Genomic DNA, 20,917 nt, shown 5'->3' with positions numbered 1-20,917 from the left:
TTATATTCTGGCAACTCCGGAATCCCGGGCAGCCTGTTCCACCCGTTCGGCCACGGCGTCGGCCACCCCGGGATGGAAGGCGCTGGGGATGATCACGCCCCGGGCCAGTTGTTCGTCGTCCACGCAATCCGCGATGGCCTGGGCCGCGGCCAGCTTCATGGCCTCGTTGATGTCCGAAGCCCGGCAGTCCAGAGCGCCCCGGAAGATGCCGGGGAAGCAGAGCACGTTGTTGATCTGGTTTGGGTAGTCCGAGCGACCGGTGGCGATCAGGCAATCCAGGTCCGCTATTTCCTCGGGCAGGATCTCCGGAATGGGGTTGGCCATGGCGAAGATGATCGGCTTGGGGGCCATCTTCAGCACGTCCTCCCGTTTCAACGTATCGGGTCCGGATACGCCCACGAAAATGTCCGCGCCCTTGATCACGTCGGCCAGAGAGCCTTGTTCGTTGTTCGGGTTGAAAATCCGGGCGCACTCTTCCTTGACCGGGTTCATGCCTTTGGTCCGGCCGCGATAGACCACGCCCGTGCGGTCGCAGGGAATGATGTTTTTCACCCCGGCCTCGGCGAACATTTTGGCGCAGGCCACTCCGGCGGCCCCGAACCCGTTGACCACCATTTTGAGATCCTCAATCTTCTTGCCGGTCAGCTTCAGGGCGTTGAGCAGGGCAGCCAAGGCCACCACCGCGGTACCGTGCTGGTCGTCGTGGAACACCGGGATGTCCAAGCGCTTCTTCAGTTCCTGCTCCACGATGAAGCAATTGGGCGCGGCCACGTCTTCCAGGTTGATTCCGCCGAAGGTCGGAGCGACCTTTTCCACGAAGTCGATCAGTTCTTCCGGGGTCGTGGTCTTCACGCACAGCGGGAAAGCGTCCACCCGGCCAAAGGCCTTGAACAGCACGGCCTTGCCTTCCATCACGGGCATGGCCGCCAGGGGCCCGATGTTGCCCAGCCCCAGAACCGCGGTGCCGTCGGAAACCACGGCCACGCAGTTCTGACGGATGGTCAGGTCAAAGGCCCGCTCCGGATCCTTTTGGATCGCCTGGCAAACCCGGGCCACGCCGGGCGTATAGGCCATGGCCAGCTCGTCCGCGTTGTCCACCGATAACGTGGGCGCGATTTCCAGCTTGCCGCCGTCGTGAATGGCCATGGTCGTGTCCGTGGCCCAGGAATCCAGCACGCAGGGCAGGGCCTGCACCGCGGCGACCACCTTTTCCCCGTGTTCCACGGACGTGGCGTAGAACTCCAACGAAATTTCCTCGGCCTCCCCGTCTTCGCCCACACGGAAAAATTGGACCAAGCGCGCGCCTTCACGGCCCAAGGTCTCCAACAGCAGAACGCGATTCTCCTGCTTCTTCTCCAGCCGGATATCCATGGTAAAACTGTAACTTGCGGAAAAATGGGTGCTCATGGTGAGTAAGGCTCCTCTTGCTAAATGGTTATTATGATACCGTCTCACCGCTCCGGAACAAACCGGGCCTGAGTGATGCGTTTGACGGCGTTCTTTTCCCAGTCCGGGCCGCCGAGCAGGGAGGCGAGGTATTCGACGGTGTGCCGGACCTCCCGGGGGCGTCCCAGTTCGTTCAGGCATCTGGTCAGCCCGATGCGGCAGGACGGGCATCCGACGAGGATCGGCTCTGGGGAATCCACCTGACTGATGTCCGTGCGCAACTGGTCGATCTTGCGCCGGCGCAGCTTGTTGTAGATGGCCGGGGAGGTCATGGCCCCCAGACCGCTCTCTCCGCAGCAGTGCGGGCTGACGCGGACCTTGGCGTCCAGGAGCTTGCTCAGGGATTCGGCATAGGTTCTGGCCGCCTTGACGCCCTCCACCCCGGACCATTCGGCGTGACACGCGGCGTGATAAAGCAGTTCGCGCGAACCACCGGCCTGGAGAGATTGGATCAGCGATCTGTTCTGTTTTTGGGCCTGCTTGTGTCCCTGTTTCTGACTTATGCGTTGAAGGAGAAACTGCAAGGCGTCCTGGTGCTCCAGGGCCGGGCCCGAAGACGAAGCCAGATTGTAGTCGCGCAGCCCTTCCCGACAGGAGCCGCAGGCCGTGATCACGTGGGAAACCGTGAAGCCTTGGGCTCTGACCCTGTTCAGCAGGCGGTTCAACGCGGCGATGTTTCGTTCCCGGTTGGCCCCGAAGGCCTGTTCGCCGCCGCTGGCCAACAGCGGATACCCGCAGCACAGATGCGCTTCGGGCAGGATAACCTGACAATCCGCGTCCAGGAGCAAGGAGATGGTGGCCAGGCCGATGGAACGGAAAAACAGTCCGGCGCCGCATCCGGGAAAATAGAGTACGGTTTCCTTGTTCGGGATCGAGCCGCCGTTGCCGGCCGGGAGAAAGACGCTGCCCTTGGCCAGGTTCAGGCTCTCAGACAGGTTCTTCATCTCCATGCTCGGCCCCTTGCCCTGGAGCAGCGGGCTCTCGGCCCGTCGACGCCACTTCGAGGGGATCAGCCCCACGGCGGTGTTCTGGATGGCCTGGCCCACGGCCAGAAACTTGGCCGCTCGGGGCAAACGACACGCCGGGTCCTTGGCCAGATAGTCCAGGATGCGGTTCTTGAACGGATGGCCGTCCGCCCCCTTGCCTTTGAGATAGCCGCGCAAATCCAGAATCACATCCGGGGTGTTGATCTTCACCGGACAGGCGGACATGCATTTGCCGCAGCCCGTACAGTGCTCCATCAACCGTCCCAGTTCCTTGAGCAAACGCTGATCCGGCTGTCCGGACTGGAGCTGGGTGTAGAACACCGCCTCGATCATCGCCCCCATGCTGATGTTCTTGTTCCGGGGATGGAACAACAGCCCCTTTTCCGGGAGATACATGGGGCAGACCTGCTTGCACTTGCCGCACCGGGAGCAGGTCTGGATGCTGGTCAGCAGCTTGATCAGCCGCGCCCGCTCCGGCAGGCCGCTTTGGCGCAGATCCTGAATCAGACGGTTAAAGGAAAAGGTGAAGGGCTGGACCAGCTGCTCCCGGCTGGTCAGCTTGCCGGGATTGATGATGTTCCCGGGATCGACCTTGGCCTTGTAAGCCTTGAGGGCCTTAATCTTTTCCTCGGGCAGAAAGGCGATCTTGGTAATCCCGATGCCGTGCTCCCCGGACACCGCGCCCTTGAGTTCCAGGACCTTTTTGAAAACCTCGCCGGCCGCTTCCTCGGCCTGGTGCAGCATGTGCGGGTCGTTGGAGTTCACCGGGATGTTCACATGGCAGTTGCCGTCCCCGGCGTGCATGTGGTTGGCCACGATGACCCGGGTCCCGCGCATCCGGGAGAGGATGGCGTCCAGCTGGGCTTGCCGGCGGGGATAGCGGTTGCGCAGATCCTGAAAAAAGAACTGGGTCTGAATCTCGAACTCCTGGTCGGAAAGCTCCTTGGCCGAGATCTCCCCGCGCAGGATCCGGGCGCAGTAGTCCAGTTCCATCTCCACGAACTCGTCGCTGTCCGGCAGCCCGTCCAGGCCGCCCACTTCCTGAAGCGCCTTGCGATACGCCTTGGCCAGGTAGCGCAGGTTCAGTTGCTCCAGAAAGTCGGAAAACTCCGGAATCACCTTCAAAGGGATGACGATGTCCTCGTTGATCTTGAATCCGCTGGTCCGGCGGGTGATGGCGCTCAGGCGGTGTCGATCCTCCCAGAACACCTCGGCCTGTCGGGCGTCCATGGCCGTAAACACCTCCACGTTTTCGTACGGCCCGACAATGTCCACCACCATGTCCACGGCCTCGCCCAGGGCCGCTTCGTCGTCGGAATCCATCTGGATCAGCAGCACGGAGATGGGGTCGCCCTCGTAGCGGGAGGATTTTTTCTGGTACTCGATGGCCTGGACGTACTTCGGCCCGAACTCCTCCAAAGCGGACATTTTGACTAGGTCGCCCTGCTCCCGGATGGTGTCGCGCATCCCCACCAGGTCATTGATCACCAGCATGGCCGGGTGCATGCTCCGTCCGAAAAATTCCAGGCACAAGGTCCGGGAGAAGGCCGGCTGGGGATACAGGGTGAAGCAGGCCTCGGTGATCACCCCGTCCACGCCTTCCTTCTGAATGCCCGGCAGCCCGCCCAAAAATTTATTGGACACGTCCTTGCCCAGATCCGCGCCCCGGATGTCCCCGCCGTGCAGGGCAATGGATTCCGTGACCCGGCCCTGGTCGTCCAGGATTTCGAACACCGCGGTTTCCTGAGGCAGAATCTTGTGCCGGGGATGATCCTTGCGGCGCACCTCGATGCGCTCTCCATTGGGCAGGACCATCACGTAGCTGAGAAGGTTGTCCAGGGTGGTCCCGTACTCAAAGGCAAAGGGTCCGCCGGCGTTCTCGGAAATGTTTCCGCCCAGGGATGAGGCGGCCTTGGAAGCCGGGTCCACGGTGAACAGCAACCCCTGGGCCGCCGCGGCCTGAATCGCGTTCAGGGTGATCATCCCGCTCTGGGCGCACAGGACCTTTTCCTGAACGTCGATGTTCAAGACGGCCTTCATCCGACTCAGGCTGAGAATCACCGTCCTTCGACCCGCCGGAATGGCCCCTCCGGTCAGGCCGGAGCCGCCCCCCCGGGGCACGAGACTGAACTCCAGCTCATTGGCCAACCGGATGATGCACTGAACCTGTTCCGTGTTTTCCGGAGCCAGAACGAGCAAGGGCAGTTCCAAGCGCAGGTCCGTGGCGTCGGTGGAACACTCCACCAGGGCGTTGGGATGATTGTTGACGCACTCCTCCGGCAGGCACTGCCGGAGGCGCTTGATCAGGTTCTGCTTGAACGTCTGCTCCGCTTCGTAGTCCCGCCAAAAATGCTCCACGGCCTCTTGCAGTGCCGTGGCGTACTCCGGAGCCAGAGACGGGACGATGACCGCCAACTGGTTGTCCACGCTGCGACGGACCATTTCCTGGGGGATGAACGGGTTGTAGCGCAGCAGAAACAGCTCGGCGGCCAGGTCCACGGCCAGGGTGCGCACGGTTTCCGGCCAGGACTCGACCTGGTCCTGGGTCAGATTGAAAACTCGGGGCAGAAGACGAATATGGGGGACGGAAAGATGGGGTCCGCGCTGGGTCATGATGGGTACCAACTTGAAAAAGGCGAAAAAGAAGAAATGTTAGTCAAGACGCCATGGAAACACAAGGCGGCCTTTTTCGCGATTCAAAGCAAGAAAGTACGGCGTGATCAGCCGCGCTGGAGCAGGATTTTGCCGTACATGGCCTGGCCCAGGGAAATGCAGGCGTCGTTGGGGGGGAGGTGGGCGTGAACCAGGGGAATCAGGCCGCGATGGGACAGGGCTGGGGGCAGCAGCGTGCTCAGGGTGGCGTTCTGCATCACCCCGCCGCTCAGGCCCACGGTGCGCGTACCGGATCGCTGGGCAAGCATGGCCGCCAGCTCGGCCAGCCCCTGGATCAGGCCCAGATGAAAGCGCCGGCTGATAGCCCCTATCGGCACCCCGGTCTCCCAGTCCGCATGGACCTGACGAAACAGCAGCAGGGTATCCAGCCGCACCGGATCACGGTCGGCCAGCACCGGGCAGACGTAAGGCGTGGCCTGATCGTCGAGGTCTTGAACCCGCTCCAGGATAATCGCGGCCTGTCCTTCATAGGCCATGACGTGCTTCAGGCCGAGCAGGCCGGCCACGGCGTCGAACAGGCGACCGCAACTGGTGGTCGTCGGGCAGTTGATCCCTTTTTGGAGCATGGTCCCGACAAAGGCGTCGGCCTGGGTGTGTTCATCCAGCCAAGGCCAGGGCCGATTTCCGGGGACCGTGATCCCGATGCTCCACAAGTAGCTTCTAGCCATGCGCCATGGTTCCCGGGCCGCGGTCTCGCCGCCGGGCTGGGCCACCGGCGTGAAGTGGCCCGCGCGGTTGAACTCTCCGCTTTGCGGGTCCACCAACAGGGCCTCGCCGCCCCAGATGGTCCGATCCGTGCCCAGCCCGGCCCCGTCCAGGGCCAGCCCCAGACTTGGCTCCTCGTGCCGATTCTCGGCCAGGACCGAGAGGATATGGGCCACATGGTGCTGCACCTGGGCCAGGGGCATTCCTTGCCGCTCGCTCAGCTCCTTGCCATGGCCGGTGCTCATGTAGTCCGGATGCAGGTCCGCGACCAGCATTTCGGGCTGGACCCGCAGAATGGATCGCAGGTGGCTGATGGTGTCCTGATAAAAGGAAAACGTTTCCAGGTTGGTCAAATCCCCGATATGCTGACTGACAAAGGCCTGATCCCCCTTGGCCAGACAGACCGTGGCCTTGAGTTCCGGCCCCAGCCCCAGCACGCACGGACCGCCGCGGTTCAAAAAAATCGGCGACGGCGTGTATCCCCTGGCCCTCCGGAGCATTTCAGGCCGCCCTGTTTCCCGGTTCACGCGCAGCACCGAATCGTCGCAACGGATCAGGATGTCCCGGTCGTGGAGCAGGAACAGATCGGCCAAGGGCGCAAGACGTTCCAGGGCTTCCCGGTTGCCCAGGGCGATGGGTTCGCTGCTCAGATTGCCGGAGGTCGCCACCAGGATCGGGAGCCGCTTTGGCCCGGCCGCTTCCCGAAACGCGTCCAGCAGGACATGATGCAGGGGCGTGTAGGGAAGCATCAGCCCAAGGCGATCCGTGTCCGGGGCCAGATGCTTTGAGAGCGCCGGCCCAGCGGCGGAGGTCAGGCGCTGTAAGAGTACAATGGGCCGTTGGGCGGACAACAGAAGCTCCCGCTCCACCGGGTCCGCCTCCACCACCCTGAGGGCGGTTTCCAGGTCCGGAGCCACCACGGCCAGCGGTTTTTCCCAGCGCTGCTTGCGCCGTCGCAACTCGGCCACGGCCGCGTCGTCGCCCGCATCACAGACCAGATGAAATCCGCCCAGCCCTTTCACGGCCAGAATTTTCCCTTTTGCCAGGCCTGTGGCCGCCGCGCTTATCGCCTCACTCCCCTCGGCCAGACGCTCCCCGGTCGGCGAACTCAGCCAGACTTGCGGCCCGCAGACCGGACAGCAATTGGGCTGAGCATGAAACCGGCGATCCAACGGGTCTTCGTATTCCCGCAGGCACTGCGGGCACTGCGGGAAGCAAGCCATGGAGGTCATGGGCCGATCGTAAGGGATGCTCCGGGTGATGGTCAGGCGCGGCCCGCAGTTGGTGCAATTGATGAAGGGATAGCGGTAACGGCGATCTCGCGGGTCAAACAGCTCCCGCAGACAATCCGCGCAGGTGGCCGTGTCCGGGCTGATGAGCACCTGGTGGCCATCTCCGGCCGTGCTTTGCAGAATCCGGAAGGCCGCTTCGTCCGGTTGGGGCACGATCCGTTCGGTATGCAACGAGGTGATCCGAGCCAAGGGCGGCAGGGCTTGTCGGAGCCGGTCGCCGAAGGAGGAGGTCGTGGCGTCCGGTCCCTGAACCTCGATGATCACACCCTCGGGAGCGTTGCGGACGAACCCGGTCAACTCGGCCCCCAGGGCCAGCTTGTACACCGTGGGCCGGAAGCCCACGCCCTGGACCTGGCCGGTGACCACGAGACGATGACGCGTTAAGGAATGCATGGGTGCGGGTGGGGCGATTTTGGCGGTCCGGCCCGAAAAAACATCCTTCAGGACGAGATCAAAAAAGCCCCGAGGCGGAACAAACCGCCTCGGGGCACGGGGGAGGGAAAGAAAAGTCGGTGAAGATGGCGGCGTCCTACAATCCGGAGAGCATGTTCTGCTCGCCTTTGCTCAGCAGCCGGTCCAGGTCCAGCAGGATCAGCAGGCGGTCGGCCAGCTTGCCCACCCCGCTGATGTATTCGGACTCAATGCCGGAGATGATCGGCGGTGGCGGTTCCACGGTGTTCGCCGGAATGCGCAGCACCTCGGACACCGAATCCACCACGAAGCCGATGATGACGGAGTTGATCTCGATGACGATGATCCGGGTGTGCTTGTCGTGGTCCTGGGCGGCCATACCGAAGCGTTTGCGCAGGTCGATGATCGGGATGACCTTGCCGCGCAGATTGATCACACCCTCCACGAAATCCGGGGCCTTGGGCACCCGGGTGATGCCCATCATCCGGATAATTTCCTGGACCTTGAGGATCTCCACCCCGAATTCTTCGTCGCCGATGTGAAAGGTGACCAGTTGGAGCAGGGCGCTGTCCTTTTCCTGCCGGGCATAATGTTCTTGCATACGATTTCTCCCTAAGCGGTGAACGGCTCAGTGACTGTTCGGAACTATCTATCAGCTGAAAAGCAGACCGGCAACACTAAACGTTCTTCAGTTCCCGGACAAGATTTTGCAGCTCCTGGGCCTGCCTGGCCACTTCGGAGATGGCCTGGGCCGACTGGTTCATGACCTCGCTGGTTTCCGAAGCGATCCGGTTGATGTCCTCCACTCCACGGTTGATCTCCTCGCTGGTGGCGGACTGCTGTTCCGCGGCCGTGGCAATGGATCGGACCTGATCCGCGGCCTGCTCGGCCAAGACCAGAATTTCCTTCAGGGCTTCGCCAGACTTGTTGGCCAATTGGGTGGCTTCCTCTATGGCGACCACGGACTGGTCCATGCCCTGAATGTTGTTCCGGGTACCCTGCTGAATGGCGGAGATGGCCTCGCCCACTTCCTTGGTGGCGTTCATGGTCTTCTCGGCCAGCTTACGCACCTCGTCGGCCACCACGGCGAACCCTCGGCCCGCGTCTCCGGCACGGGCCGCCTCAATGGCCGCGTTCAGGGCCAGCAGGTTGGTCTGGTCCGCGATATCCTCGATCACGTTCATGATCCGCCCGATCTGTTCGGCTTGCCGGCCCAGGTCATTCAGGTTCTCCTTCATTGCTCCGGCCTGCCGCTGGACCTTGTTAATAGCGTTGACTGAGGCGCTGACCACGTCCGCGCCGTTCACCGCCTTGGTCCGGGCCATATCCGAGGCCTCGGCGGCCTGGGAGGCGTTCTTGGCCACTTCCAGGACAGTGGCGTTCATCTCCTCCATGGCCGTGGCCGTCTCCCCGGTCCGGGCGCGCTGCTCCTCGGATCCGCGGCTGGCCTGCTCCACCTGGGCGGCAAGCTGCTCGGAGGCAGACGTCATTTGTTCCACCACGCCTTCAATGCTCCCTGCGGCCTGAAGCATGCCGTTTCGTTTGGCCTGCTCGGCCTGGCGTTTGGCTTCCTCGGCCTCCTGGGTGGCCAGGTTGCATTCATGGGCCTTGCGATCGGCTTCCTCGGCTTTGTCGTCGGCCTCTTGGATCTTGGCCTTCAAGTTGGCCACCATGGTTTTCAAGGCCTGGGCCAATGTGCCGATTTCGTCCTTGCTCTTGATGTCCAGCTGCTCATCCAGTCGACCTTGGGCCACCAAGGTAGCAAAACTGGTGGCGCGTCCGATGGGGCCGGACAAGGTCCGGGCGAAAACCGCGCCGACGGCGATCATCACCGCGCCGATAATCACGCTGACCAGCAAAATGGACGTCAAAATGCTGCTTTGAGCCTGCTCGATGACGCTGCGCTCGACCCCGATGAAAAACATGCCGCCCACGTTACCCGTCGCGTCGATCAGTGGCCAATAGGCCGTATCGTAGTTTCGCCCCAGAATCAGATTTCGGTCGAAAAATGTCTGTTGTTGGCGCAGCACCGTGGAAATCACGTTCTGATTGTCCATCTTCGTGCCCACGACCCGCTGTCCGTCGCGCATGATGGTCGTGGCCAGCCGAGTGTCGCCCTCGAAAATCGTGGCTTCCACGCCGAAGCGCTGTTTCAGCTCATCGACGAACTGAAAGTTTCCAAGGTCGAATCCCGGCGTGACCACGCCGATGATCCGGTCTCCCATCTTTACCGGATACCCGGCACGAAGCGAAAATTTGATCACCGTACCCTGCTCGATACCCACGCTGGGCTGCCCCCGCAAAGCTTTTTGGACGTTAACCTGCCCGGCAACACTGTCTCCGACATTTTCTGAATGCCCCCTGGACACAACCACGCCGCGGGCGTCGGAAAAGGTCAGAAAGTCTATCCCGGTTTGTTCAATCACGTCTCGGGCCAGGGCGCGCAGGAAGCCGGTGTTGTGCTCATCAATGGCGTGCTGCACCTCGAAATTGGCGGCCAAGAGCATGCCCACGGTTCCGAGCAGCACCTCCCAATCCTTGATCTCCGCCTCCACGGCCCCCTTGAACCCGCCGAGTTCCTCCAGAGCTTTTTCGTCGAATCCTTTGGTGACATAGTGGTTCGTGGTCAAAAACAGGACCCCACTGGTCAGGAGAACCGCCAGGACGATGATGCCGATCAGCTTACCAAAAATTGGAATACGCATCTTTTCAAGCCCTCCCAGGCTGCAAAACAAGATGGAAACGTTAGGAACCGATTATCGGCCGGTTTTGAAATATCTTTAACCCCAGGAACGGCGCGAAGACGTGCCGTCCCAGCCGTTGCCGACAATTCTTGCCAGAACGACCCCAAAAAACAACTAAACATTGTGAATAATATCACAACGCCACAACCCTGTAAACACAACAGAGTAAACTGAACGGTTTGCCTCCCAAACCAGCCGTTGGGATCAGCGAAAGTCGTTTTGTTTGTACACGAACTGAAATATTTTGCTTGCCACCCTCCCTGCTTTTGGATATAATCACACTCTTTTTGAAAGTTTCTCTCACGAACGCAAATCCTAACCGTCGTGAGTCCGGGAGGTGAAGACAACTTGCCAGGAATTGTTTTGAGTGAAAACGATCACTTTGATTTTGCCTTGCGTAAATTCAAGAAACAGGTGGAAAAGGCCGGCATCCTTTCCGAGCTGAAAAAGCGGCAGCACTACGAAAAGCCCAGCGTTCAGAAGAAGAAGAAGGAAGCCGCCGCCCGCAAGCGCGCCGTCAAGAAATCCCGAAAAATAAACACTTCACGATGAGCCTTCAAGAGCGGATCGAACGCGATTTCATCGCCGCTTACAAAAACAAGGACACCGACTTGGTGGCCGTCTTGCGCATGCTCAAGACGGTCGCCAAGAATCGTCAGGTGGACCTCCAGCGCCCCCTGACCGACGACGAAGTCCTCGACCTCGTGCTCAAGCAGATCAAGCAGCGCCAGGAATCCATCGACATGTACTCCAAGGCCGGCCGGGACGAACTGGCCGCCAAGGAGGCCGCGGAACTGGAACTGTTGCGCGCCTACCAGCCCCAGCCCCTCTCCGCCGACGAACTGACGGCGCTGATCAAGACCGTGGTCGCTGAACAGGGGGCCACGTCCGTCAAGGACATGGGGCGGGTCATTCAGGCGATCATGAACACCCACAAAGGGCGGGTGGACGGCAAGGCCGTCAGCGAACTGGTGCGGAACCGCCTTTCTTCCTAAAACACGCCCGGTTCCATTCTGCGATGGAATCCCGAACACTTCTTCTTCTCGAATTTCCCAAGATCCTTGAGGCGCTGGCCGCCTGTTGCCGTTCCGAATCCGGGGCCCGAGCCGCGAGCGCGGTAACCCCGGCTTCGACTCTGGAAGATGTCTCCCGGCGTCAATCCCGCCTGCGCCAAGCCTTGGCCTGGGTCGGCGAAACACGGGTCGACTGCCCGGGCTTTCCGGACGTGAGCGGGGTATGGGCCTATGTCCAACCCCAGAGCCAGATATCCCGCGTTCTGGACCTGGACGCCCTGTGGGCCTTGGGCCGGTTTTTGGCAGCGGCCAAGGAACTCCGGGGGGGGCTGCTCGCCACGGATGGGCCGACGAATGCTCCGAAGGACGCGCCGCGTTGGCCGGACCTGCGCCTGGAGGCCGAATCTCTCTCCTGGCCGGAACTCACCGCCGCTGCCCTGAAACGCTGTGTCGGCGACGACGGTCGGCTCAAGGACGAAAGCTCTCCGGAACTCTGGTCCGTGCGCCAGGAAATCCGCCGGATTCATCAGCAATGCACCAAACGGGTCAAGGACTTCGTCACGGATCAGGGTATCGGCCATTATCTGCAGGACGACTTCATGACCATCTCCTCGGACCGCTACGTCCTGCCGTTGAAAAGCAATTTCAAGGGCAAGGTGGCCGGGATCATCCATGATTATTCCCAGACCGGGGAGACCTGCTACATCGAACCGATGTTTCTGGTGGAGGTCAACAACAAGCTCCAGGAGCTGAAACAGGAGGAGCGGGAAGCCGAGAACCGCATCCTGGCTCAGCTCACCGGATTGGTCCGCCAGGAACTGGATCGGTTGCGGCCCCTCTTCCAATGGCTGACGGACATGGATCTGCTCCTGGCCGCGGTCCATTTGGCCCACCGGATGGAGGCCCGCCCCGTGGAGATTGCCCCGGACGGCGAACTGGACCTCAAGCAGGCCCGACACCCTCTGCTGCTCCTCGCCGGTCACGCGGCCAAGCCCGTGGACATCCAGCTCAAGGGCGACCAACGGGTCCTGATCATCAGCGGCGGCAACGCCGGCGGCAAGACCGTGGCCCTGAAAACCGCCGGCCTGCTGGCCGTGATGGCCTTTTCCGGGCTGGCCGTAACCGCGGCCGAGGGCGGAACCCTGCCGCTGTGGCGGGACATCCACGTGTTCATGGGCGACGAACAGAGCCTGGAAGGTCAGTTGAGCACGTTCTCCGCCCAGATCAGCCACGTGGCCGCGGTCTGGGAGCGCATCGACGCCCGCAGCCTCGTTCTCCTGGACGAGTTCGGGGCCGGGACCGACCCCAGCCAGGGCGCGGCTCTGGCCCAGGCCGTGGTGGACGGCCTGCTGGACAAAGGCGCCTGGGCCGCTGTGGCCACCCACTTTCCGTCCCTCAAGGCCTACTCCCTGACCCGGGACGGCGTGCGCTCGGCCTCGGTGCTCTTTGATCCCAAAACCAACAAGCCCCTATACACCCTGGCCTACGACCAGGTGGGCGCCAGCCAGGCCATGGAAGTGGCCCGGGAGTACGGCCTGCCCGCTTCGATCCTGGCCAAGGCCGAACAGTACCTGCTGCTGGACGGGGCGGACACCACCCGACTGGTGGAGCGCCTCAACGCCCTGGCCGTGGAGCGGGAGAAGGAACTGGCCGAACTCGCTGAACTGCGCGCGGATCTGCGTCAACGCAAGGCCAGGCTGCGGGCCGAATTCGACCGGGACAAGACGGCCCTGCTCCAGGACATCAAAAAACAATCCCAGGACGTGCTGGCCAGGCTGCGCGAGGAAAAAATCTCGCGGCGCCAAGCCTTGCGCGAATTGGCCGAAACCCGCAAGCACCTGGAGACAAATTCACGGGCCGACGCGTCCGAGAACCAGTCCCCCGCCACCTGGGAAGACTACCAGGTCGGCGACCAGGTCGCGTACCCGGCCTGGAACAAGACCGGGACGGTCCAGGAAAAGGACGAGCGCAAGCAGACCTTGAAGGTCGAGTTGGGAGGTGTGTCCCTCTGGCTATCCCATCGGGACGTTGCGCCGCATGGCCGCCAAGAGGGGTCTTCCCCTCCCGGCCCCGTCGCTGCAACCTTGCGCTCCGCCCAGGTCGCTCCGGCTCCCCTGCGCCTGGATCTGCGCGGCCAACGGGCCGACGAGGCCCTCAGCGAACTGGCCGCCTTTCTGGACCGATCCTTGCTACGCGGTTCGGAGCAGGTGGAGGTCATCCATGGCCGCGGCACCGGGGCCCTGCGTCGGGAAGTGCATCAATTTCTCAAGAGCCACCCGGTAGTCTCCGCGTATGCCGTGGCCAATGAGGACCAGGGCGGTGATGGGGTGACCGTGATCACTTTGCGGTAAGACGGGCGACTTCCGGCAACGACAATTTGATGGGAAGGCGTGCCGGAAAAGAACAAGGAGAGGCCATGGACAGGACCGCCGTGCAACGGGTCAAGTCCCGGCTCGATTTCGTGGAACTGGCCCAGCGCTATCTGGAACTGCGCCCGAATGGAGAACGCTGGAGCGGCCCCTGCCCGTTTCATCAGGAGACCAAGCCCTCGTTTCACGTCAATCCGGGCCAGGGATTCTACTATTGTTTCGGGTGCCAGGCTTCGGGGGACGTGATCGATTTTTACGCCCGGATCAACGGCCTGGACTTCAAGCAGGCATTGACCCAGCTGGCCAAAGAAACCGGGGTGGAGTTGGACTTCGGCCCGGTGAGCCCTCAGGAGCGCAAGGACCTGGAGGAGCGGGACGCGGTCCTGCGAATGACCGCCCTGGCTGCGGAGCACTTCCGACGCAACCTGGATTCTCCGGCGGGCGCACCGGCTCGGGACTATCTGCTGCGGCGCGGCGTCAGCCCGGAAATGCTGGAAGCGTTTCAGGTCGGCTGGAGCCGGGCGGACTGGCACGGGCTGGAGGAATTTTTCCTGACCCAGAGCTTCACCCGGGACCAGGCCGTAGATTGCGGACTGCTGGTGCGCAACGACCGGGGCAAGGTCTATGACCGTTTTCGGGGCCGGATCATGTTTCCGATCCACGACCTGACCGGCCGGATCATCGCCTTCGGCGGACGGGCCATTGACAGCGACGAACCGAAATATATCAACAGCAGTGAATCGCCGATCTACACCAAGGGCCAACATTTGTACGGGCTGCACCAGGCCCGAAAGACAATTGTCCGGGACAAGCGGGCTCTGTTGACCGAAGGCTACCTGGACGTCATCGCCCTGCACCAATTCGGCTTCAGCGGAGCCGTGGGCGTGCTGGGCACGGCCCTGACTCCGGAGCAGGTCAAGCGCCTTGGCGGGTTTTGTTCTCGGGTGGATTTGCTTTTTGACGGCGATCAGGCCGGACAAAAGGCCGCGCTGCGAGCTGCGGAGATGTTCCTCGGTCAGGGGCTGGCCTGCCATGTGGCCACCCTGCCCCAGGGCGAGGACGTGGACAGTCTTTTGCACGCCCAAGGTCCCGAGGCCCTGCGGGCCGTGTTGGACGCGGGACGCGACGGCCTGGACTTCTGCGTCCGGACCGTTTCCGGAACCTACGCTCCCAGGGAGATCATGGACTGGGTGCGCCGCTTTCTGGAAAACGTCGCGGCGGACGACCTGCGCGGGTTCTACCTGCCCCGGCTGGCCGCCGGACTGGGCATGTCCGAGGCCGAGTTGCGCCGAGGCCGCCCCGCGCGTCCGACGCAACCAGCATCCCAGGCCGCGTCCAATGTCGCTCAGTCTGGAGTAAACCGGCCCTCAACGAACCAGTCCGGCACGCCCCGGTTGACGACCCGTGATCGCCAACTGCTCGCCTTTGCCGTAAGCTGCCCGGAGTACCGCCCTGAGCTGGCGGCTTCCGGGCTGGACGCCGTGCTGGAGGATGCCTGGGCCAGGACGCTCTGGGACAAGTTGCGCGCCTTAGACGCTTCCGACGCTTCCGACGCTTTTGACGCTTCCAACGTCGCCCGCGAAGCCCACGCGAACGCATCCGGGTACGACTACTCCGTCCTGGAAGAGTCCGAGCGTCGACTTTGCTATCAGCTCCTGGCCGAAGCCCCCCAGCGGGACCAGGCCGAAAGAGCCGCGTTTTGGGCCGAAGTCCAGGAATTTATGACGAAAAATCAATTCAAGAAACGACAACAAGAGATGCTGCAAGCCTTGCGTGACGCCCAAGCCCGGGGCGACCAACAACGCGTGTCCGCGCTTCTTCAAGCTTATCAAGATCTCGCCATGGAGGCATAATGAGCAATATCAAGGAAATCCAACAGATCAAGACGCTGATCGCCGAAGGAACCAAGAAGGGGTTTCTGACCTTCGAAGAGCTGAACAAAGCCCTGCCCTCGGAGATCAGCAACCCGGAACAGATTGAAGAAGTCATTAATATTTTCGACCAGTTGGACATCACAATCATTGATGCCGGCAAAGTGACCAAGGGCATCCTGACGGAAGAAATCGATGATGCACCGGCCACGGAAACGACCGGGGTCCAGTTCGCGGAAGGCGAGGACGCCGAATACGCCCCTCGCGGCTCTGATCCGGTGCGCATGTACCTGCGGGAGATGGGCGCGGTCCCGCTGCTGGACCGGGAAGGCGAGGTGCATATCGCCAAGAAGATCGAGGTCGGCGAACTGGAAGTGCTCTACGCATTGGTGGAAGTCCCGGTGGTCATCGAGGAGTTGGTCAAGATCGGTGAAGACCTCAAGCAGGGCCGGATCAAGCTCAAGGACGTGGTCAAGACCATCGAGGAGGACGACCCGTCCGAGGACCAGATGAACCAGCGCCAACGGGTGTTGTTCCTGCTGGAGGAAATCCGGGGCATGTTCAAGAAGAAGCGCAAGGTTTACCAGAAGCTGGACCAGTGCGCCCGCTTGGATCGTCGGGTGCATGGGATGCAGATGGAAATCGTGGCCTTCAAGGAGGAAATCGTCGCCTCTTTGCGGGACATCAAACTGGAAAAGACCCTCATCGACCGGCTGATTGAGACCGTGGAGGATTTTGTCCGGCAGATGCACAACTGCCAGCGGGACATCTCCGCCTACATCCTGTCCGTGGGCAAGAATCAGAGCGAAATCAAGGACATCTTCGACCGGCTGGATAAGCGCGAAATCAGTCCCGTGGCCGCGGCCGACTCCCTGAACATGACCATGGACGAACTGTTTTCCTTCAAGGAGATGCTGGCCGGAAAAATGGAAATCCTGGAACGGCTGCGGGAACAGTGTCAGCATACCGTCCAGGACTTGGAAGAAGTGCTCTGGCGGGCCAAGCGCGGCAACATCGCGGCCCTGGCCGCCAAGCAGGAGCTGATCCGCTCCAACCTGCGCCTGGTGGTGAGCATCGCCAAGAAGTACACCAACCGCGGCCTCCAATTTCTGGACTTGATCCAGGAGGGCAACATCGGGCTGATGAAGGCCGTGGACAAGTTCGAGTACCAGCGCGGCTACAAGTTCTCCACCTACGCCACCTGGTGGATTCGTCAGGCCATCACCCGAGCCATCGCGGATCAGGCCCGGACCATCCGCATCCCGGTGCATATGATCGAGACCATCAACAAACTGATCCGCACCTCCCGCTACCTGGTCCAGGAGCTGGGCCGCGACCCCTCGCCCGAGGAGATCGCCGAGCGCATGGACTACCCTCTGGACAAGGTCAAGAAGGTGCTCAAGATCGCCAAGGAGCCCATTTCCCTGGAAACGCCCATCGGCGAGGAAGAGGACAGCAGCCTGGGCGACTTCATTGAGGACAAGAAGGCCTTGGCCCCGGCCGAGGAGGTGGTCAACGCCAAGCTCTCCGAGCAGATCGCGGAAATCCTGTCTGAGTTGACCCCGCGCGAAGAGCAGGTGCTGCGCAAACGCTTCGGAATCGGTGAGCCCTCGGACCACACCCTGGAAGAGGTGGGCAAGTTGTTCAACGTCACCCGGGAGCGCATCCGGCAGATTGAGGCCAAGGCCCTGCGCAAACTCCGCCACCCCGGCCGCAGCAACGTGCTGCGCTCATTTTATGATGGCTGATCAACGACAATCCGCCTCCAGGAGACCCGTCATGACCTCGTCCTCCCCGATCCTCCACGCCGCCAGGGCCATGCTTGTCGCCCTGCTCTGCCTGCTTTGGACCGTATCCGTCTCGGCTTCCGAGGTTCAGGTTAAATGGGTTCCGGACGGGGATACCATTCACCTGCAGGACGGTAACCGGGTGCGTCTGTTGGGTATCGACGCCCCGGAGATGGGACGGGACGGCGGGCCGGATCAGTATTACGCCCGGGAGTCCCGGGACTATCTGCGCCGCCTGATCGATGGCCGATCGGTTCGCCTGGAAACCGATGGTCAGGAACCGGACCGATATGGCCGCCTCCTGGCCTATGTTTTTTTGCCGGACGGAAGGATGGCCAACGAGGTGCTCGTGGAGGAGGGACTGGCCTTTTTCTACCCGCACTCCCACCAGGACCGGGAGTTCCAACGGCGCATGCTCGAAGCCCAGAAACGGGCCATCATGGCCCGCAAAGGCTTCTGGCCGCGCATTCTTTCCCTACCCCAACCGCCGACAGGTTGGATGGGCAACCGCCGCAGCAAGCGCTTTCACCACCCGGAAAGTCACTACGCCGCGCGAATCAGCCCCAAAAACCGTGTAGCTTTGTTCTCCCTGGAACAGGCCTTTCTCGAAGGCTACGCCCCGGCCCGAACCAGCTCGCCCTGGCCGGACGCGGACTGAGGCAGGGAATTCTCGGCATGAAGAGATCCATGCGCAAAATGTCGTTTTGCGCATGGATCTGATTTCTATTTGTCCAGTTCCGCGTTCAGATGCTTCTGGATCTCAGGAATCGTCTGGGCGGAGATGTTTTTGGGCACTTCGAGGAAGACGGCGCCGGCCACGGACTTGGTCATTTGATCGCGCAGCATTCCCAGAAACGCCGGTGCGGCGAAGACCCCGAGCTGCTCGAACCGGCGGTCGCCATACGCCTTTTCCAGCACGTCGGCCACGATCCGGGAGAAGATCAGGGCCTCCTGTTTTTTGGGATCAGAGGACGACTCCAGCCCGTGACGACCCTGTCCTCCTCCGTCCAGGGACAACCCCGGACGGTCCCTGCTCATTTCCTGCTCCGGGAGACGGCTTTCCGGGTGCGTCAAGGTTTCCAACTCCTCAAGCTTTCCGCCCACCGGAGCATTGAAAATTCGGGCCTTGCTGCTGTCGGCGACAACGATCCAGCGTTTCTTCATCGTCTCCTCCTTCTGGTTGTCGGGGTGTGAAAACTCTTTGCGCCAAGCCGCCTCCCTGCTCATGCTGAACAGGCGCTCGGCGGAATCAGGGGAAGCTCCACCGTGACTCGCGTCCCCTGTTCTTCGTTGGTGCTGAACGTGATGCGTCCTCCGTGGATTCGGGCGATGAGCATGGCGCTGTAGGTTCCCAGGCCGGTGCCTCGCGGCTTGCCGGCGGTGACATAGCGGTCGAAAAAATGTTCCCGGATCTCCTCCGGAACCACGCCCATGTTGTGCGTCTCCAGGGTCCAGGCCGCATCCGCGCGCTGAACACGCAGGGCGACCGAGGTGCCCCGAGGGGCGGCCTCCACGGCGTTATTCAGCAAATTGAGCAACATGGAATGGACATGACGTTTTTCGGCGACCATTTCCAGGGACACGTGCCAATCCAACGGATCGTCCCCCAGCAAGAAAGCCGCCTTGACACCGCGTTGTTCGCGCAACGGACGGGTTTCTTCATCGAGCATCCGGATCATGGCCGTCAGGTTGAACCGTTCAGGCCGCAACACGTACCGTCCCTCTTCCATGTTAAACAAATCCATGGAGTTGGTCAGCATTTCCAGCATCCGCCGACCGGACTCGATAATGTGCTCCGAGTACGTGCGGACCAACTCCGGATCGTTCTCATCCATCATCAATTGCGCTACGCCGAGGATCCCGACCAAGGGCGTCCTGAGGTCATGGTGCACGATCCGCTCGACATCTTTGCGCAGGTTGGCCACCCGGTTCTGCTCCGTAACGTCCCGCTGCATGAAGACCAACTGATGAACTTCTTCGTTTTCGTTGACCACGGGCCAGGCCGCGACCTCCAGGAACATCGCCCGACCCGAAACCCCGCTGAACTTCACCTGAACCGGTTGCGAACCTCCGGTATTCCGGAAGGCTCCGATGGGGCATTCGTGTCCGTTTCCGCTCCACCTTCCGGCATGGAGAAGGACTTCCCGGATGTCGGCCCCGATCAGATCGGCCCGGCTCCTTTCGTAAAACACCTCAAAGGCCTCGTTCACGTCCAGAATGGATTGGGTCGATACTTCCACCAGGGCGATGGCTTCGGGAATGCCGCTCAGGATGGTCCGGCCGAGCATTTCGGACCGCCGCAACGCGGCGGTCCGCTCCTGGACCAGGTCTTCCAAATGGGATTGATATTTCTCCAAGGCCTGAATGTTCGCCGCCAAGGCTTGATCGCGACGGTGCAGGGCGGAAGCCAGGACGCCGATCTCATCGGACCGCCGCTCACCGGGATACTCCGGCGAAACGTCCCGGAATTCCGTCTCTACCCGCTCCGTCAACCGGGAAAGGTCCAGCAGGTAATGGCCGCTGATCCGCCAGACGAGATAAATGAAAAGCGGAACAAAGCCGATGAACAGCAGCACCCCGACGCCCAAAACGTACAACATGCCGGTTCGGATCGGCTGGCTGGAAAAGGCCACGTCGATCCTGCCGGTCACGGCCCCCTCCACGGCGATGGGCTCACTGAGCACCGCGCCGTTCATCGTACCGCGCTCCAGGAGGGCATGGCCGTTTTGGTCCAGAATCCGCGCTCCGATGATGCCCTCGTACTCCATTACCATGTCCAGCTGACGCTGGAGCCCAAGATAGTCCATGGACAGCAGGGAGGGTGCCAGGGCAACCGAGGCCAGGCGCATGTGGGAGCGGATGCTCGCTTCATGGCTGCGGGCCAGATAGGCGGTTCCGGTCCAGAAACCGATCCCCACGCCGACGGCGGTCATCACGGCCGCGATCAGGGCGATCCGGAGCGCAAGGCGCGTACGCAGGGAAAAATCGGAAAACCGAGGGATCATATCGGCGACGTTCAAACCTTCTCCAGAAGGTCGTTGAAAATATTGCGATGCAGGATTTCCGCGTCCCGGATAGCCACGACCGCCGTGCGCAACGCCGGCTCCAGGTCGTGCTCCAAAATCTCCGAATACAATTCCACGGCGCTCTGCTCCGCGGCGATGTCCAGCAGCACCAACTGGCGAGGCCCATTTCCGGTTCGGGGCGGCCAGACCGCCAGGGTGGGCGTGACGCCCCTGGCGATCAGGGCGTTGACCAAGGTTACGGCGTGATCGACCTCGTCGGCGATGATCTCCTGAAAAGTTTTGGAAAATATGGGATTGACCCAATGGGACAGCAGCCCGGCGTGGTTGGCGTACTGGATCACGGCGCCGTGTTCGTGCTGCAAGGCCATGACCATCAATTCCTCGGCCTGGCTCAGCCCGGAAGCCGTGCCGCGATCCTGGGCCGCTGCCTCGCCCCGGGACCAACGCAGAGCCGGGGCGACCAAAATCAATCCCGCCGCGCCGATTCCGGCCCGGAGCAGCTGCCTACGGTTGCCAGCCATGTGCACTGAGTGGCAGGATGCGGAATCAGCACTGTTTCCGGCATTGGTTTGGATATCGGTCATGCGGAAATCC

14 protein-coding genes are annotated in these 20,917 nt (G+C 61.8%); 6 read left to right on the top strand and 8 right to left on the bottom strand.

Going from position 1 to position 20,917, the window contains the following annotated elements; genetic code table 11:
• The 5 genes from AC559A_RS02605 to AC559A_RS02585 form a co-directional block, all read right to left on the bottom strand.
• The gene (locus AC559A_RS02605) at positions 1–1,407 is read right to left on the bottom strand and encodes an NAD(P)-dependent malic enzyme (RefSeq protein WP_498816105.1); all 1,407 of its coding nucleotides are present in this window, start codon (positions 1,405–1,407) and stop codon (positions 1–3) included.
• A gap of 44 nt (positions 1,408–1,451) precedes the next feature.
• On the bottom strand, positions 1,452–5,045 hold the full coding sequence (locus AC559A_RS02600; RefSeq protein ID WP_498816104.1) for an FAD-binding and (Fe-S)-binding domain-containing protein: 3,594 nt from the start codon (positions 5,043–5,045) through the stop codon (positions 1,452–1,454).
• A 107-nt stretch (positions 5,046–5,152) separates the two neighbouring features.
• Entirely contained in the window at positions 5,153–7,495 is a 2,343-nt protein-coding gene (hypF, locus tag AC559A_RS02595; RefSeq protein WP_498816103.1) for a carbamoyltransferase HypF, read from the bottom strand.
• A gap of 136 nt (positions 7,496–7,631) precedes the next feature.
• Complete coding sequence (locus AC559A_RS02590; RefSeq protein WP_028572596.1) at positions 7,632–8,114, bottom strand: chemotaxis protein CheW; 483 nt, start codon at positions 8,112–8,114, stop codon at positions 7,632–7,634.
• A gap of 76 nt (positions 8,115–8,190) precedes the next feature.
• The gene (locus tag AC559A_RS02585) at positions 8,191–10,218 is read right to left on the bottom strand and encodes a methyl-accepting chemotaxis protein (protein ID WP_028572597.1); all 2,028 of its coding nucleotides are present in this window, start codon (positions 10,216–10,218) and stop codon (positions 8,191–8,193) included.
• 387 nt (positions 10,219–10,605) lie between these two features.
• Here AC559A_RS02585 and rpsU point away from each other — a divergent pair, with 387 nt between their 5' ends.
• The 6 genes from rpsU (at position 10,606) to AC559A_RS02555 (ending at position 17,955) form a co-directional block, all read left to right on the top strand.
• The gene (gene rpsU / locus AC559A_RS02580; protein WP_028572598.1) at positions 10,606–10,809 is read left to right on the top strand and encodes a 30S ribosomal protein S21; all 204 of its coding nucleotides are present in this window, start codon (positions 10,606–10,608) and stop codon (positions 10,807–10,809) included.
• Positions 10,806–11,252 carry a GatB/YqeY domain-containing protein gene (locus AC559A_RS02575; protein WP_498816101.1) on the top strand — a complete coding sequence of 149 codons (447 nt, stop codon included), beginning with the start codon at positions 10,806–10,808 and terminating at the stop codon, positions 11,250–11,252. The genes rpsU and AC559A_RS02575 overlap by 4 nt, the downstream gene beginning before the upstream one ends.
• Before the next feature lie 23 nt (positions 11,253–11,275).
• A complete protein-coding gene (locus AC559A_RS02570; protein WP_498816100.1) occupies positions 11,276–13,621 on the top strand; it encodes an endonuclease MutS2 in 2,346 nt (781 codons plus the stop codon).
• Positions 13,622–13,686: 65 nt separating this feature from the next.
• Positions 13,687–15,492: a DNA primase gene (gene dnaG, locus AC559A_RS02565; protein ID WP_498816099.1), complete on the top strand. Its 1,806-nt coding sequence runs from the start codon at positions 13,687–13,689 to the stop codon at positions 15,490–15,492.
• Entirely contained in the window at positions 15,492–17,258 is a 1,767-nt protein-coding gene (gene rpoD, locus AC559A_RS02560; RefSeq protein ID WP_028572602.1) for an RNA polymerase sigma factor RpoD, read from the top strand. The genes dnaG and rpoD overlap by 1 nt, the downstream gene beginning before the upstream one ends.
• 31 nt (positions 17,259–17,289) lie before the next feature.
• A complete protein-coding gene (locus AC559A_RS02555) occupies positions 17,290–17,955 on the top strand; it encodes a thermonuclease family protein (RefSeq protein WP_028572603.1) in 666 nt (221 codons plus the stop codon).
• A gap of 65 nt (positions 17,956–18,020) precedes the next feature.
• Here AC559A_RS02555 and AC559A_RS02550 read toward each other — a convergent pair whose 3' ends face one another.
• The 3 genes from AC559A_RS02550 to AC559A_RS02540 are packed head-to-tail and all read right to left on the bottom strand — an operon-like array spanning position 18,021 to position 20,907.
• Positions 18,021–18,461, bottom strand: coding sequence for a host attachment protein (locus AC559A_RS02550; protein WP_498816097.1), 441 nt, complete (start codon positions 18,459–18,461; stop codon positions 18,021–18,023).
• A gap of 59 nt (positions 18,462–18,520) precedes the next feature.
• Positions 18,521–20,317 carry a sensor histidine kinase gene (locus AC559A_RS02545; RefSeq protein WP_498816096.1) on the bottom strand — a complete coding sequence of 599 codons (1,797 nt, stop codon included), beginning with the start codon at positions 20,315–20,317 and terminating at the stop codon, positions 18,521–18,523.
• The gene (locus AC559A_RS02540; protein WP_498816094.1) at positions 20,314–20,907 is read right to left on the bottom strand and encodes a ferritin-like domain-containing protein; all 594 of its coding nucleotides are present in this window, start codon (positions 20,905–20,907) and stop codon (positions 20,314–20,316) included. The genes AC559A_RS02545 and AC559A_RS02540 overlap by 4 nt, the downstream gene beginning before the upstream one ends.
• Positions 20,908–20,917 lie beyond the last annotated feature (10 nt).

The sequence above is a fragment of the Desulfonatronum zhilinae genome (assembly GCF_900182865.1).
GTDB classification, from domain to species: domain Bacteria; phylum Desulfobacterota; class Desulfovibrionia; order Desulfovibrionales; family Desulfonatronaceae; genus Desulfonatronum; species Desulfonatronum lacustre.
The sequence above is the reverse complement of the archived record's forward strand: the minus strand, read 5'-3'. Positions and strand labels throughout refer to the sequence as shown.